We start from the raw sequence: 15,000 nt of genomic DNA, 5'->3' as shown, positions 1-15,000 counted from the left end.
CCCACCTCCCGGTACGCGGGTGGTCATTGCCAGTTCGTAGGCGGACCCAGTTTCTAAAGGTTTCGCCGGCGAAAACCGCCGTACTGCGCGGATGCGCGCCCGCGCAGGGCGCCCCCGCGGGCGCGCTCGACTACCCAGCGTACCCCCGAACGGCCACCAGCAGCGGCACGAGCGCGACGACCGCCAGTATCGCAAAGAGCGTCGGGAGCGCGGGGGCGAAGACGCCCGCCAGCGACCAACTCGCGACGACCAGGTACACTGCCACCAGAAACACGATCCACTCGCGCGTGGCCTCCCTGATCGCGGGCTGCGTCGCCGAGAGCGCCACGAGTGCGACCACGAGGACGACCAGATCGACGACCAGTGCCACCGCCGTCGTCTGCAGGACCGGCGCAGTGAGGAGCCAGCGGACGGCGAAGTCCACGACGAGTACCCCCGGCAGGGCACTCAGCGCTGCAGCGAAGACCCCCATCGAGGACAGCGGCGGGACGAGCACCGACACGACGTAACCGGCCCCGAGCACGTACAACACGAGGAGGACGACCACGCCGACCACTCCGAGTAACCCGGCGAGTTCGAGACTGACGACGAGCGGCGCGGCCGCGAACCCGCCGGCGAGGAGGGAAATCCCCGCGAACACGCCGCCGGCGAAGCGAAGATTACTGCGCTCCGCAGCCGAGAAGGACGGACGCGGGACGAGCGGCAACGAGGTCCGCCCGCCGACGCTCACCGCGAGACAGAGGAGGCCGCTCGCGAAATGACCGGCCAGGACAGCAGCCACGAGAAAGGCCGGTCCGACGATCGCTTCCGTCGGCAAATTGAGTAGCTCCAGGGGGTCCGTCGTCAACGGCGGCGCGTCCTGGAGGATCGAGTACGCGCGATAGGTGACGTAGCCGGTCCCGACGTAGGCCGCGACCGCGAGCAGGCTCACCAGCGTCCTGACTATCGCCCCCCGAGAGACGCGACCGTCTGCCCCCATTGCCAGGAGCTATCAACAGTTGAGAGTATAAAATTCGCTCATCGAACAGACCGAAACCGATTCTCAGAAGCGACCCGCGACAGTGGCTACTCGTCCAGTTCCGCTCGCAACAGCTGGTCCACGACCACCTTTTTCCACTCGGGTTCGCTCACGTTCCTCGCGAACCGCTCGTGCAAAAACGTGGGCGAAAAAGCCGCTCGTTCCTGTCGTCGCTCACGGCTGACGCCGTCCTCGTTTGCCGAGACACGTCCCGGTCGTGTCTCGCATCCCGCGCGCGAGTTAGTCGTCCAGTTCCGCTCGCAGCAATTGATTGACGTCGCCGGGATCTGCACTCCCGCCGGTCTTCTGCATCACCTGGCCGACGAGGAAGTTGATCGCCCCGCCCTCGCCGTCGTAGTAGTCCTCGACGGCGTCGGGGTTCTCCTCGATCGCTTCGGTGACGGCCGCCGCCACCTCGTCCTCGTCGGTCTTACCCAGTCCCTCCTGGTCGACGATGGTATCGGGGTCAGCGCCGTCGTCGAGCATCGAGCGCAGGACCGTCTCGCGGGCGTTCTTCGCGGTGATCTCGTCGGTGGCGACGAGTTCGACCAGGCGCATGACCTCGTCGAGGCGGTCCGCGATCGCCGTGATCTCCATGTCGCGGTAGTTCAGCTCGCCGAGGAGGTTGTCCGCGACCCACGTGGCCGCCAGGTCCGGGTCGTACTCGCCCGCGACGTCCTCGAAGAAGTCCGCGACCTGCTTCGTGGAGGTGAGCTTCGAGGCCGCCTCCTCGCTCAGGCCGTACTCCTCGCGGAAGCGCTCGCGGCGGGCGTCCGGGAGTTCCGGGATGGGGATCGTCTCCTTCCAGTCCGACACCTGCAGCGCCGGCAGGTCCGCCTCGCGGAAGTAGCGGTAGTCCTTCTCCTCCTCTTTCGAGCGCATCGAGACCGTGTTGCCGTGCGTCTCGTTGAAGTGGCGGGTCTCCTGCTCGACGGCGCGACCGGACTCGATGAGCTTCTTCTGGCGGGACTTCTCGAAGGCCAGCGCCTTCTCGGCGCCCTTGTGGCTGGAGATGTTCTTGACCTCCGTGCGGTTAGCGTCTTCGAGGACCGCATCGTCGATGGAGCCGTCGTCGGCGACCTCCTCGGCGGGCACCATCGAGAGGTTGGCGTCGATCCGGAGCGACCCGTCGCGCGTCGGGTCGAAGATGCCCAGGTACTCCAGCACCTCTTCGAGCTTTTCGAGGAACGCGCGCACCTCGCTGGGGTCGCGGAAGTCCGGTTCCGTGACGATCTCCATCAGCGGCGTGCCGGCGCGGTTGTAGTCGACGAGCGTGTAGTCGGCGCGCTCGATGGAGCAGGTCCGCGTCTCGATGTCCTCGGTCCCCTCGCGGACGTGGCGGATGCTCCCCGGGTCCTCTTCGAGGTGCGCGCGACGGATCGTCACCTGTCGACGATCGCCCGCGACGGCGAACTCCAGGGTCCCGTCCTGGCAGATGGGCGCGTCGTACTGGGTGATCTGGAAGTTCTTCGGCAGGTCCGGGTAGTAGTAGTTCTTCCGGTGGAACGTCGTCTCTTCGGGGATCTCGGCGTCGATGGCTTTCCCGACCTTGACGGCGGCCTCGACGGCGCCCTCGTTGAGCACCGGGAGCGCGCCGGGCAGCCCGAGACAGACCGGGCAGGTGTGGGTGTTCGGCTCCGCTGCCTGCTCGGTCGAACAGCCACAGAAGATCTTCGTCGCCGTCTCGAGCTGGACGTGTACCTCCAGTCCGATGACGGCGACGAGATCCCCCGTTTCGGCAGCCTGTGCAGTCATTACCCGGAGTTTGCGACCCGCCGGCTAAAGACTAACGACCCGACACGGACGGTACGGTCAGACCCGCCGACGGCGACCGCCTCGCAACAGTGAGCGGATCTGCCGCATCGGTTACTTAAAAGCCCATACATAGCAGAGAAAATCATTCCCCCGTGACTCGTCTGGTTCGTACTGGAGGCGCTCCCGCGGCAGTCCCACTCTCTTCGACGGCCAGGAGCGTTCCCCGAATCCCCCCGTCTCCCCACGGATTCAACCGTTCTCACCCCCATCGAAAAGAATGGGCGTCGTCGAACAGCCACGCCCCGTGTTTGATACTCGTCCACGTCGTATGGCAGCCGTGCTCACTGATCGACTTCGCCGCGTCGGCTACGGGTGGCTCGTCGTGCAGGGTCTGCTGGCCGCGATTGCGCCCGAACGGAGCATCGACGTGAAATTCAAACTGTGGGGAGCGGGCGTCGAGAACGTCGGTGCCCTCGAACCGAAGGACTGGTACGTCAGAAGCGTCCGGGCGGCCGGCGTCGGCATGATCGCCGCCGGAATCACGGGCCTGCTGTTCGAGCGCAACGCAGGCGTCGAGGAGGACGACGCAGGCCGCGAGCAGGACTGAACAGGTCGGACTACTGGTGCTCTGGCGACAGGGACGCGCGGTCACGGGCGAACCGCTGGAAGTTCTCGAAGAGGCGGGTGACCTGTGCCGTCTCGGCGTGGCGGGACGCAGTCGCGGCCGAGAGCACGGCGTCGACGCGCTCGTCGTCGACCTCCCCGCGTTTGTTCTCAGTCACCCAGCGGGCGGTGTCTCTGTCGTACTCGGGGTGGAACTGGACGCCGACGGCGTTCCTAACGCGGAACGCCTGGACGCAACAGTCGTTCTCGGCGAGTCTGGTCGCCCCGGGCGGGAGCTCGGACACCACGTCCGAGTGGGTCTCGAACGCGACGAACTCCTCACTGATTCCCGCGAACAGGTCGGAGTCGGCACACTGGCGAACCGTCCGGTAGCCGAGTTCGTAGTCGTCCATGGCCGACACTGTTCCGCCGAGTGCGGCAGCCAGAAGCTGGTGCCCCCAGCAGACGCCCAGGACTGGCACGCCACAGTCGACGGCGTCCTGCACCCAGCCTTCGACGTCGTCGATCCACGGCTCGTCCCAGTAGACGGAGGTCTGCGAGCCCGAGATGACAGCGCCGTCGTACGGAAAATCCCTGTAGCCACCGGCGGCCGAAACGTCCGGAAACGCCCCCTCGCTCACCTTGAACACGTCTAGTTCTACGTCGAACTCCCGCCGGAAGTTCCGCTCCGCCGGCGTGTCACCGAGAGATGCGTCGAGCAACGCGAGTTTGCCGACCATATTGTATGCTAGGCACACAACTATGAAATACTATGTGGTCGGCCCGGATCGAGTCGTGTGACGACGACTGTCGTGTGGGGCCAGTTACTCGTTCTGGTATTCCTTCTCGAACCCGCGGAACTCGGTTCGGTGTGCCTCTTCGTCCGCGAGGATGGTGACGGCGAGGTCCTCGGTCACGGGATCGTTCGCGTCCTCCGCGGCGTCGACGAGGTTGCGGTACGTCTCGATGGCGTCCTCTTCGGCGTCGAGGACGCCCCGAATCACCGAGATGACGTCCGTCGAGTCCTCGGGCGGCTGGAGCGAGTCCTGCCGGGACGAGAACTCCGCGGAACCGGGCGGCCGAGCGTCGAGTTGCTTGAGTCGCTGTCCGAGCTGATTGGCGTGATTCAACTCTTCCTGAATGTCCTGCTGCAGACTCTCCTTGATCTCTTCGGCGCGCACGCCGTCGAGCACGATCGCGTTCGTCTGGTAGTTCATCACGGTCTCCATCTCGTCGATGTACGCCTTTTCGAGGATTTCGATGACGCGGTCAGAAGACATCGCCTGAGTGTACGCGTTCCGAGACAATGGGTTTTCTGCCGAACGTGAGACGTCGTGTCACGATTGGCCGGTCGATGAGTCCCAGCTAGGGTCGACCGCTCACTCCGTGACGATCTGGCCGTCGAGATACGCCCTGATTTTGTCGTTCGTCGACTGGGTGATCTTCCGAAAGGTCACGACGCGGTCGCCGTCTTCGCGTCGGTCCTCGACGACGTCGAGTTTCAGTCCCATGTCGTCGAAGTGGTCGAACAACTGCTCGACGACCCGTGGCGGCGCCCGTACTGTGTGTTCCTCCCCGACGGTCTCTCCGTCGTCGATCCGTTCGATCGTCTCGATCATCGGCGACAGAACGGACTCCCCGAGGTCGTGTGCGCGATCGCGACGCTCCTGCTCGTCCTCGGCGAACTCGACCGACTGGAACGCCTCGCGGATGATCCGCCGGAACATGAACGGTTGGCCGTAGTCGAACGGCAGCGAGAAAGCGTACGCGAGGTCGTCCTGGTTCGCCGCCGACGTGGTGTACTTGAGCTGCTGGGTCACGTCGAGTGACTTCATCACGACGCCCTCGCCGCCGGCGTCGTCGAGGTCATCGACGAGCGCTGGCAGGGTCTCGACCGCCTCCTCGGGCACGTAGACGCCGTGGAACGGAACCTGCGGGATGTCGTACTGCTCACAGAGGTCGCGGCGCTCCGGGACGGGGACCGACTCGCCGGTCTCGCGCTCGCGGACGTCGAACACGCGGAAGGCGAGCGACTCGACGCCGGAGTAGTCGTGGGTCGTATAGGGGTTCTCCGGCCCGACCATCTCACCACAGAGCATCAGATCCGGATGGTCGGCGAAGAACGACTCGACGGGCAGTAACTCTCTGGCTTTGTAGGTCGTGAACGGACAGACGATGCCGCTGCGCGTGAACGCCAGCGGTTCCGCTGCGGGGTCGCCGGCGACGCGAGCGACCCGAACGTTGAACCCGTCGAGTTTCTCCTCGATCGCGATCTCGTCCTCGAAGTGGCGGGGCACGCCCTCCTCGACGACGAGCGTGCGCGGGACTTTCGGGAACCCGTCGACGACGGTGTCTTCCATGAGGACGACGCCACGATTGAGGTCGCTCCGGTAGTCGGGGAGGTACTCGTACTCCCGGCCGCGAAAGGTGCGAGTCTCGAAGTGCTCGCGTAACTCCGCGAACCGCGACGCCGAAAGTCCGAGGCGCTCGTGGTACTCCATGACAGGGGCAACGGCGCGACGGGACAAGAAAGCACGACCCCGTTCCCAGCGCCCGGGACCGACGTCACGCCTCGTCGCCGTCGGCAGTCCCCGCAGGATCGGGACGGACGACCAGGACGGCACCCAGCGCCGCCTCGGCGACGCGTTCCTCGAAGTCGCCGAAGACGAGTTCCCGCCAGTCGGGCGCGCGTTCGCCGAGCGCGATGGCGTCCACGTCACGCGCCGCCTCGGCGATCGCCTGCACCGGGCTGTCAGACTGGACGCGATCGGTCCTGATCCGGGCTGGATCGATCTCCGCGTCGTCCAACGCTCGCTCGGCGCGGTCCAGCAGGTTCAGCGTGTCGGCGTCCGGCCCGGCCACCTCCAGCAGGTGGATCGTCGTGTCCGTGGTGCTGAGGAGGTCCGCGACGACGGTACCGATCCGTTCGGCGGCGACGGCGCCGTGGAGCGCGACGAGCAGATCGTCGGCCGCCATCGCCGGGTTGAGGTGGACGATGAGGTCCGCCTCGGTCTCGCCGGCGACGCGATCGAACGTCTGGGCCTCGTCGTGCGTGAACACGAGCCTCGTCTCGACCGTCGCACCGGCGTCCGCGAACGCCTCCGCGATGGCGTCGAGTTTGGCGGCCCCCTGCTCCTCGAAGGACAGTCGCGCCTGGTTGGGCGTCGTCTGCTCTGGGATGACGTGATAGCCGAGGACGACCACCTCGGCGGCCCCGAGCAGGTCCAGAACGCCCGGCGGGACCGTCTCACCTTCGAGGACTTCGACGGGGACGAGTGCGCGGACCATCAGATCTCACCTTTGAGAGAGACGTCGCGGGCATAGTAATAATACCACCCGGCCGCCGCGACCATCAGCGCCAGACCGACGACCTGCGAGAGGACCTGCATGAAGCCGATGAGCGCGAAACTCGCGAGCGCACCCAGGACGGGCACGACCGGGTACCCCGGGACGCGAAAGGTCGGGTCGTACCAGTCGGGTTCGTCGCGGCGCAGCGCCAGCAGCGCGACGCAGAGCAGTCCGTACATGACCAGATGGAGGAACGACGCGACCTCGGCCAGCACCTCGACGGCACCGCTCGCGACCAGCAGGATCACCGGCACGCCCGCTAGCAGGAGCGCGACGTGCGGCGTTCCGTATCGGAGGTTGACGACGCCGGCGCGCTTGGGAAAGAGCGCGTCACGCGAGAGCGCGAACAGCGCCCGGGAAGAACTGAGAATCGACGCGTTCGCGGACGACACCGTCGCCAGCAGGCCGGCGACGAGGATCGCAACTGCGCCGAGCGGCCCGACGAACGACCGGGCCACTTCGACCATCGCCGTCTCGCCGAAGCCGGCCAACTGCTCGCTGGGGAACGCGCTCGTCGCGACGAAGATCGTCAGGACGTAGAAGACGCCGACGACGAGCACCGACCCGACCATCGCCAGCGGCAGGTTTCGGCCGGGGTCTTTGATCTCGCCGGCGACGGTCGCGACCTGTGCGAAGCCCAGATACGACGTAAAGACGAGCGCGGCCGTCGTGAACACCGGCATCGTCCCGAACGGCATGAACGTCTCGGGCGTCTGGCGACCGCCGAAGACGCCGAGCGCGTCGAGGCCGCCGTAGGAGAGGAACACCGTCAGGATCACCAGAAGGAGGCCGACGACGCCGTTCTGGAGCTTCGCGGCGTTCTCGGTCCCGGTCATCGAGAGGGCCGTGAGAAAGACGCCGAACGCGAGGCCGAACGCGAGCACGGGGTCGAACCCGAGCGAGAGCCCGAGTTCCGACAGCACCGCCGCGGCGTAACTGCCGAAACCGACGAGGTAGAACGCGGACGCGAACACCAGGCCGAGCCAGAGGCTGATCCCGACGACGGTCCCCGCGAGCGTCCCGAGCCCGCGGGAGATGAAGTAGTAGCCCCCGCCGCTCCGGGGCATCGCCGTCGCGAGTTCGGAGGCGGGGAGCGCGACCAGTAACGCCACGACCGCGCCGATCGCGAACGAGAGGGCCGCGGCCGGGCCGGCGCGACCGGCAGCGATCCCCGGAAACACGAAGATGCCGGCGCCGATCATCGTCCCGATCCCGATCGAGAGCCCACCGGAGAGCGAGAGCGTCCGCTCCAGTTCGACGCCGGAGACCTCGTCGACGGTCGCCTCCGCCTCGACGACCCCGTCGGTCCCTTCCGGCCGTTCACCGTCACGATTGACCCCCGACGCGTCCGGTGGGCTCGTGGGCATTGCCAAAGGGTGCACCCGGCGTGCTCATAGTAGTGTGGGAGACAGGTCGAGATCGGCACGCCGCGTCCCGTCCGTTCCGCGACGCACCGGGCGCGAACGGCTGGTACCTATTTCATCCTGGGCGGCCGTAGCACCCAGTATGCCCGATCATCCGCTCAAGCAGCGGTTCGTCATCGACACCTCCGCGGTCCTCACCGAAGAGATCCGACGGGGAGACGAAGAACTCAACGAGGCCGCCAACCGGCTGTTCGACCTGATCGCGGAGGCGAAACTCGGGCTCAACATCTCCTGTTACATGCCGCCCTCGATCTACGAGGAGTTGCGGCTGATGCTCGAAAACCGCGACGTCGACGACGAAGTGTACTCGAAACTGAACACCTGGGTCATCAAGAAAAACCCCGCCCGCTTCGAGGTGATGATCCCCGCCGAGATCGTGTACGGCTTCATCGACGAGATGTCCGATCGCGTGGATCGGGGCCTCCGCGTCTCCGAAAAGGCCGTCCGCAAAGCCGAGGAGTCCCGCGCCAAGGACGTCGAGGAACACGAGTACATGACCGAAGTCGACGCCGTCATCTCCGACCTGCGCGACGAGTACCGGAAGACGCTCCGCCAGGGCGTCCTCGACTCCCGGGAGGACTTCGACCTACTCGTGCTCGCGCGGGAACTCGACGCCGGCGTCGTCACCGAAGACCAGGGCATCATCAACTGGGCCGAAGACTTCGGCCTGCGCTATCTGAAGGGACGGGACTTCCCGACGCTCCTGGAGGAGTATCTGGCCGCCTCGGATCACGAAGGGTGGTGAAAAAACGAGTGCTCAGGCCGAGTGAACGGTCACGTCGGGATCGTTGGGCTGTGCGTCGGTGATGAGGCGGTACACCGGCGAGCGCTGCGGGTACTCGGCGATCTTCGCTTTGTCCTCGTCGCTCAGGCTCTCGCCCGTCACCTCGACCTCGATGCGCGGTGCCTCGTACATCTCGTCGGCCCTGTCTACGTCGTGGATGCCGAGGAACACTCGCAGGTCCGTCGGGATACTGGCGTGGGTGGTGACGTCCTCGACGTCGATGCCCTCGCGGATGGCGTTGCAGACGATTGTCCCGTTGACACACGCCGTCAGCGCCGCGAGCGCGCCCTCGATAGCCTCGTAGCGGTCCATCGTGTCCTCGTAGCCCATCGCCTCTTCGAGTTCCGGCGCGAGACCGAATTCCAGCGTGTGCTCGCGGTCCTCGGCCATCTCCTCGCCGCCGAGTCCGAAACCGCGTATGGTGGCTGTCGTGCGGTTCGCGACGTCCTCGGCGACCCCAGCAGCCCTGAACTCTACTATGGCGTCTTCGGGGTTCTCGGCGACCCAGTCGATGAATTCCAGGTGGTCTTGGACGTTGACGCCGTGTTTGGTTTCAGGTGTGGTTACTTCTGCTCCCATGCAAGAGAGGAGGCCACCGGACCGGTTAGTTATGAACTGGCCACCAGATATCCCAATCTGGTAGGATACCCCCGCAGAAGGTGGTTCTGAGTGGCAACCGAGACGACCGGGGATCGCAGGAGTGCGCACTGGTGGTCCGGTAAGCCCGACCGCGCTGGCGGTAGGGTCAGCGCGTGAGGAGAATGTTCGGCGACACAACACGACCACGCCGAGACCGCCGGGTCGGCCGTGATAATCCCGTCGGGATACCTATCAGAAACAATGTGAATGTCTGACGTAAGTTTATGATGGCAGAGAAGACCTGTATTGATATGGCGAGCGGCAATCGAGTCGAAGAACTCGAATCGAGGGTCAAAGAACTGGAGGCGACGGTCGACGGGTTGACGGACGAACTCGTCGAGTGCAAGGTTCGCATCCGCGAACTGGAGAACGTCGTCGACGCTGCCGGCGGACTGGACGCCATCGAAGGCATGGCCGAGGGCGACTCGGCGACCCAGCCCGAACCCGAGCAGACGGCAGAAACCACCACGGCAGACGCCGAGACGGAGGAACCAGCCGACACGACTAAATCGGAGGCACCCGACGATGCGGACGAGACGGAGTCCGAATCGAGCGACATCATCATCGCGTAACGGGCTCCGGTCACGAGCACCCCCATGCATATAAAAGAGCTCGTCCTTGACAACTTCAAGAGCTTCGGCCGCAAGACGCGGATTCCGTTTTTCGAGGACTTCACCGTCGTCACCGGCCCGAACGGCTCCGGCAAATCGAACATCATCGACAGCGTCCTCTTCGCGCTCGGTCTCGCCCGGACCTCCGGCATCCGCGCCGAGAAACTGACCGACCTCATCTACAACCCCGGTCACCAGGACGGCGACGGCGAGAGCGACGAGGAACGCGAAGCCAGCGTCGAGGTCATCCTCGACAACTCCGACCACACGTTAGAGCGGTCGGCGGTCATCAACGCCGCCGGCACCGAGGACGTCGGCGACGTCGAGGAGATCAGCATTCGACGCCGGGTCAAAGAGACCGAGGACAACTACTACTCCTACTACTACATCAACGGTCGCTCGGTCAACCTCGGCGACATCCAGGACCTGCTCGCGCAGGCCGGGATCACCCCCGAGGGGTACAACGTCGTCATGCAGGGCGACGTGACCGAGATCATCAACATGACCCCGCACGCGCGCCGGCAGATCATCGACGAGATCGCCGGCGTCGCGCAGTTCGACGCCAAGAAAGAGGACGCCTTCGAGGAGTTAGAGGTCGTCGAGGAACGCATCGAGGAAGCGCAACTCCGCATCGAGGAGAAACAGGACCGACTCGACCAGCTCGAAGACGAGCGGGAGACGGCCCTGCAGTATCAGGACCTCCGCGACGAGAAAGAGGAGTACGAGTCCTTCCGGAAAGCCGCGGAGTTGGAGGACAAACGCGCCGCGCTCGACGGCCTCGACGAGGAGATCGAGGAGCTGGACGACGAACTGCAGGACCTCCAGCGCGAACTCGACGAGCGCCAGGGGAAAGTCGTCAGGCTCGAAGAGGACCTCGAAGACTTAAACGCCGAGATCGAGCGCAAAGGCGAGGACGAGCAGCTCCGCATCAAACGCGAGATCGAGGAGGTCAAAGGCGAGATCTCTCGGCTCGAAGACGCCGTCGAGAGCGCGGAAGCGAAGATCGAAGACGCGGAGAACGAGCGCCGGCAGGCGTTCGTCCAGATCGACCGCAAGCAGGAGCAGATCGACGACCTGGAGGACGACATCCGCGAAAAGAAGGTCGCCAAGTCCTCCATCAAGGCCGACATCCAGGGCAAAGAGAGCGACCTCGAAGACCTGGAAGCGCGCATCGACGAGATCGGCGAGGAGTTCGAGGAAGTCAAGGCCGAACTCGACGAGAAACGCGCCACCCTGGAGGAAGCCAAATCAGAGAAAAACGACCTCCAGCGCGAGCAGGACCGCCTGCTCGACGAGGCGCGTCGGCGCTCGAACCAGCAACGCGAGAAAGAGGAGGCCATCGAGGAGGCCAAAGAGCGCGTTCCCGAAATCCAGGCCGAGATCGACGACCTCGAAGCCGAACTGGAGAAGGCCGAACAGAACCGCGAGACCATCTCCGGCGTCGTCGAGGACCTCAAACGCGAGAAGCGGCAGTTGCAGTCCGACCTCGACGACATCGAGGACACGATTTCGGCGAAACAGCAGGAGTACGCCGAACTCGAAGCGAAGGCGGGCCAGGACGGCGACTCCTCGTACGGGCGCGCGGTGACGACGATCCTCAACGGCGGTATCGAGGGCGTCCACGGCACCGTCGGCCAGCTCGGCGGCGTCAGCGCCGAGTACGCGACGGCCTGTGAGACCGCCGCCGGCGGCCGCCTGGCCCACGTCGTCGTCGACGACGACAGCATCGGTCAGCACTGTATCGAGTACCTCAAATCTCGGCAAGCCGGGCGAGCGACCTTCCTGCCGATCACGAAGATGCAGTCACGGTCGCTCCCTTCGCTGCCGAGCCACGACGGCGTGATCGACTTCGCCTACAACCTCGTTGACTTCGACTCGCAGTACCGCGGCATCTTTTCGTACGTACTCGGCGACACGCTCATCGTCGAGGACATGAACACCGCCCGTGACCTGATGGGCGACTTCCGGATGGTCACGCTCGACGGCGACCTCGTCGAGAAGTCCGGCGCGATGACCGGCGGGTCCTCCAAGGGGACCCGCTACTCGTTCTCGGGCGGCAAAGGCCAGCTCGAACGGGTCGCTCAGCGCATCAACGAACTCGAAGACGAGCGCCAGTCGATCCGATCTGATCTGCGCGACGTCGAGGACCGACTCGACGACGCCCGCGACCGGAAGTCCGACGCCACGGACCAGGTCCGCGAGATCGAGTCGGACATCGAGAAACTCGAAGCCGAACGCGAGGAGATCGACGACCGCGTCGACCGCCTCGAGGACGAACTCGAAGAGATCGAAGCGGAGCGCGAGGAGGTCTCCGACCGGATGGACGACCTCGAAGGCGAGATCGCCGAGCAGACCCAGCGCATCGAGGCCGTCGAGGCCGACATCGACGAGCTCGAAACGGAGATCGAAGACTCGGAGATTCCGCGGCTCACGAGCGAGGCCGACGAGATCCGCGCAGAGATCGACGAACTGGAAGACCAGCTCGACGACTTCGACGCGGACCTGAACGAACTCCAGCTCGAAAAGCAGTACGCGGAGGAGGCCATCGAGGACCTCCACGACGACATCGAGCAGGCACAGAACCGCAAGGCCGAACAGGAAGAGAAGATCGCCGACCTCGAAGAGAACGTCGCCGAGCAGGAGGACCTGCTCGAAGCGAAAGAGGAGGCCGTCGCGGACCTGGAAGACGAACTCGCGGACCTCAAAGACGAACGGAGCGACCTCCAGGCCGAACTCAAGGAGGCCAAGGAGGCGCGCGACGAACAAGAGCGGGAGGTCACGGACGTCGAGGAGGAACTCGACGAACTCCGCGAGGAGCGCGACCGCCTCGAATGGGAGGTCGACGAACTCGAGAGCGAGGTCGGCGACTACGACCCCGAAGACGTGCCCGACCACGACGAGGTCGAGCGCGAGATCGACCGGCTCGAAACGGAGATGGAGAAGCTCGAACCGGTCAACATGCTGGCCATCAAGGAGTACGACGACGTCGCCGACGACCTCGAAGACTTAGAGGACAAGAAGGCGACGCTGGTCGAGGAGGCCGACGGCATCCGGGACCGCATCGAGTCCTACGAGGCCAAGAAGAAGGCCACGTTCATGGACGCCTACACGGCCATCAACGAGCAGTTCGAGGACATCTTCGAGCGGCTCTCGAACGGCTCCGGTACTCTTCACCTCGAAGACGAAGACGACCCCTTCGAGGGCGGCCTGACGATGAAGGCCCAGCCGAAGGACAAGCCGATCCAACGCCTGGCGGCGATGTCCGGCGGCGAGAAGTCGCTGACGGCGCTGGCCTTTATCTTCGCCATCCAGCGGTACAACCCCGCCCCGTTCTACGCGCTGGACGAGGTCGACGCGTTCCTCGACGCGAAGAACGCCGAACTAGTCGGCGAGATGGTCGACGAACTCGCGGGCGACGCGCAGTTCGTCGTCGTCTCCCACCGCTCGGCGCTGCTGGACCGTTCGGAACGAGCGATCGGTGTAACCATGCAGGAGAACAACATCTCCGCCGTGACCGGTATCGATCTGAGTTCAGACGACGCCGACGAGGAGGTGCCGGCCGATGACTGATGGGGAGTCGCGGAGCGACTCCGAAATGCGAGCGGGGAGCGAAGCGACCCGTGAGCAGAGCGAGGACGGCGAGGACGGCGAGGACGACCGAAGGGAGTCTTCGGAATCGGGAACGGCGAACGAAGTGAGCCGTGACCGCAGGGAGTCCTCGGAACAGTCGAGCGGGGAGGAGCGAAGCGACGACCCGCGAGACGACGACATCCCACTCAATATCTCGGGCCACGAGGACCGCGAGCGCCCGAACGGCGCGAAGTCGATGCTCGGGTCCGGCGAGAGCGAGGGGGCAAGCGACGAAGCCGACGCAGAGCCGGACGACGACGAAGAAGACGTCCAGGAAGTTGAGTACCGCAACCACTACGGGCCCGAACTTCCTGGCGAGGGAGACGACGACGACGAGGTCCAGCCCGTCGAGGTGCTGGTGCAACTCGCCAAGGACGGCGAGATCGAGCCGTGGGACATCGACATCGTAACGGTCACGGACAAGTTCCTCGACCGCCTGGACGAGGCTGACCTCCGGACCTCCGGGCGTGCGCTGTTCTACGCGTCGGTGCTCCTGCGGATGAAAAGCGACGCGATGCTCTCGGAGGACGAGGACGAAGAGCCCGAGCCCGAGCCGTGGGAGGCCGCGGCGATGGGCGAGGAGACGCCGATCGATCCCGAGGCCGACCCGTTCGCGACGCTGGAACAGGAGATGGACCGACGGCTCGAGCGCAAACGCGCCCGCGGAATGCCACAGACCCTGGACGAACTCGTCCGGGACCTCCGGGACGCAGAGCGGGACTCCTGGTGGAAAGAGTCCCGCGAGTACGACACCAGCGGCTCGCCAAGCAGCTATCAGCGCGGGACGCAGGAACTCGACTACCGGAGCGGCGACGACTTCCGGATGGACGACGAGCCGACCGAGGCAGACGTGACCGACACGGCCCACGGCGAGGACATCGACGCCGTCATCGACGACGTGTACGGCGCGTGTCTCGAACGCTGGGACACCGGCCGCGAGGAGGTGCTGTTCTCCGAGATCGTCGACGCCGGCGGCTCGCGCGTCGAGACGTTCCTCGGGCTGCTGTTTCTCGCCCACCGCGGGCAGGTGCGACTCCAACAGGACGACCTGTTCGGCGACCTCTGGGTGCAGGACCCCAACGCCGCGACCGGGTCGGAAGAAGTCGCCGCGGACTGATTTTCTAGCGGAGTCAAATTAGGGGCTCGTCATCTCACGCGCCCAAGAATGGGTGCTTACCCACGTCCAAT

Annotated in this window: 13 protein-coding genes; 5 read left to right on the top strand and 8 right to left on the bottom strand. The window is 65.3% G+C overall.

The window, feature by feature from the left end:
* Positions 1-130: 130 nt before the first annotated feature.
* Both ACFR9U_RS07445 and gatB read right to left on the bottom strand, forming a co-directional pair.
* On the bottom strand, positions 131-979 hold the full coding sequence (locus ACFR9U_RS07445; RefSeq protein ID WP_247375963.1) for a hypothetical protein: 849 nt from the start codon (positions 977-979) through the stop codon (positions 131-133).
* Positions 980-1,258: 279 nt separating this feature from the next.
* Positions 1,259-2,773, bottom strand: a complete 1,515-nt coding sequence (gatB, locus tag ACFR9U_RS07440; RefSeq protein ID WP_247375966.1) for an Asp-tRNA(Asn)/Glu-tRNA(Gln) amidotransferase subunit GatB — start codon at positions 2,771-2,773, stop codon at positions 1,259-1,261.
* Between the two features lie 328 nt (positions 2,774-3,101).
* Here gatB and ACFR9U_RS07435 point away from each other — a divergent pair, with 328 nt between their 5' ends.
* Entirely contained in the window at positions 3,102-3,380 is a 279-nt protein-coding gene (locus ACFR9U_RS07435; RefSeq protein ID WP_247375968.1) for a DUF6199 family natural product biosynthesis protein, read from the top strand.
* Between the two features lie 10 nt (positions 3,381-3,390).
* Here ACFR9U_RS07435 and ACFR9U_RS07430 read toward each other — a convergent pair whose 3' ends face one another.
* The 5 genes from ACFR9U_RS07430 to ACFR9U_RS07410 form a co-directional block, all read right to left on the bottom strand.
* Positions 3,391-4,116 (bottom strand): type 1 glutamine amidotransferase, encoded by a 726-nt coding sequence (locus tag ACFR9U_RS07430; protein ID WP_247375970.1) that lies wholly within the window; start codon positions 4,114-4,116, stop codon positions 3,391-3,393.
* A gap of 84 nt (positions 4,117-4,200) precedes the next feature.
* Positions 4,201-4,656, bottom strand: coding sequence for a ferritin-like domain-containing protein (locus ACFR9U_RS07425; RefSeq protein WP_247375971.1), 456 nt, complete (start codon positions 4,654-4,656; stop codon positions 4,201-4,203).
* 99 nt (positions 4,657-4,755) lie between these two features.
* Complete coding sequence (locus ACFR9U_RS07420; RefSeq protein ID WP_247375974.1) at positions 4,756-5,877, bottom strand: RNA ligase; 1,122 nt, start codon at positions 5,875-5,877, stop codon at positions 4,756-4,758.
* 64 nt (positions 5,878-5,941) lie between these two features.
* Positions 5,942-6,664: a universal stress protein gene (locus tag ACFR9U_RS07415; protein WP_247375977.1), complete on the bottom strand. Its 723-nt coding sequence runs from the start codon at positions 6,662-6,664 to the stop codon at positions 5,942-5,944.
* Complete coding sequence (locus tag ACFR9U_RS07410) at positions 6,664-8,091, bottom strand: APC family permease (protein ID WP_247375978.1); 1,428 nt, start codon at positions 8,089-8,091, stop codon at positions 6,664-6,666. The genes ACFR9U_RS07415 and ACFR9U_RS07410 overlap by 1 nt, the downstream gene beginning before the upstream one ends.
* A gap of 139 nt (positions 8,092-8,230) precedes the next feature.
* On the opposite strand from ACFR9U_RS07410, the gene ACFR9U_RS07405 reads away from it, so the two are divergent.
* The gene (locus ACFR9U_RS07405; RefSeq protein ID WP_247375981.1) at positions 8,231-8,893 is read left to right on the top strand and encodes an RNA ligase partner protein; all 663 of its coding nucleotides are present in this window, start codon (positions 8,231-8,233) and stop codon (positions 8,891-8,893) included.
* Positions 8,894-8,905: 12 nt separating this feature from the next.
* On the opposite strand, the gene ACFR9U_RS07400 is transcribed toward ACFR9U_RS07405, so the two are convergent.
* A complete protein-coding gene (locus ACFR9U_RS07400; RefSeq protein WP_247375983.1) occupies positions 8,906-9,511 on the bottom strand; it encodes an OsmC family protein in 606 nt (201 codons plus the stop codon).
* Between the two features lie 311 nt (positions 9,512-9,822).
* On the opposite strand from ACFR9U_RS07400, the gene ACFR9U_RS07395 reads away from it, so the two are divergent.
* Genes ACFR9U_RS07395 through ACFR9U_RS07385 form a run of 3 tightly spaced genes read left to right on the top strand, consistent with a single transcriptional unit; the run spans position 9,823 to position 14,929 of the window.
* Positions 9,823-10,143, top strand: a complete 321-nt coding sequence (locus tag ACFR9U_RS07395) for a DUF7518 family protein (RefSeq protein WP_247375985.1) — start codon at positions 9,823-9,825, stop codon at positions 10,141-10,143.
* 24 nt (positions 10,144-10,167) lie between these two features.
* Positions 10,168-13,752 (top strand): chromosome segregation protein SMC, encoded by a 3,585-nt coding sequence (smc, locus tag ACFR9U_RS07390; RefSeq protein ID WP_247375988.1) that lies wholly within the window; start codon positions 10,168-10,170, stop codon positions 13,750-13,752.
* Entirely contained in the window at positions 13,745-14,929 is a 1,185-nt protein-coding gene (locus tag ACFR9U_RS07385) for a segregation and condensation protein A (protein ID WP_247375990.1), read from the top strand. The genes smc and ACFR9U_RS07385 overlap by 8 nt, the downstream gene beginning before the upstream one ends.
* Positions 14,930-15,000: the final 71 nt, after the last annotated feature.

Origin of the sequence: Halorientalis brevis, from assembly GCF_042678165.1 — an archaeon.
Classification (GTDB): Archaea; Halobacteriota; Halobacteria; order Halobacteriales; family Haloarculaceae; genus Halorientalis; species Halorientalis brevis.
The sequence above is the reverse complement of the archived record's forward strand: the minus strand, read 5'-3'. Positions and strand labels throughout refer to the sequence as shown.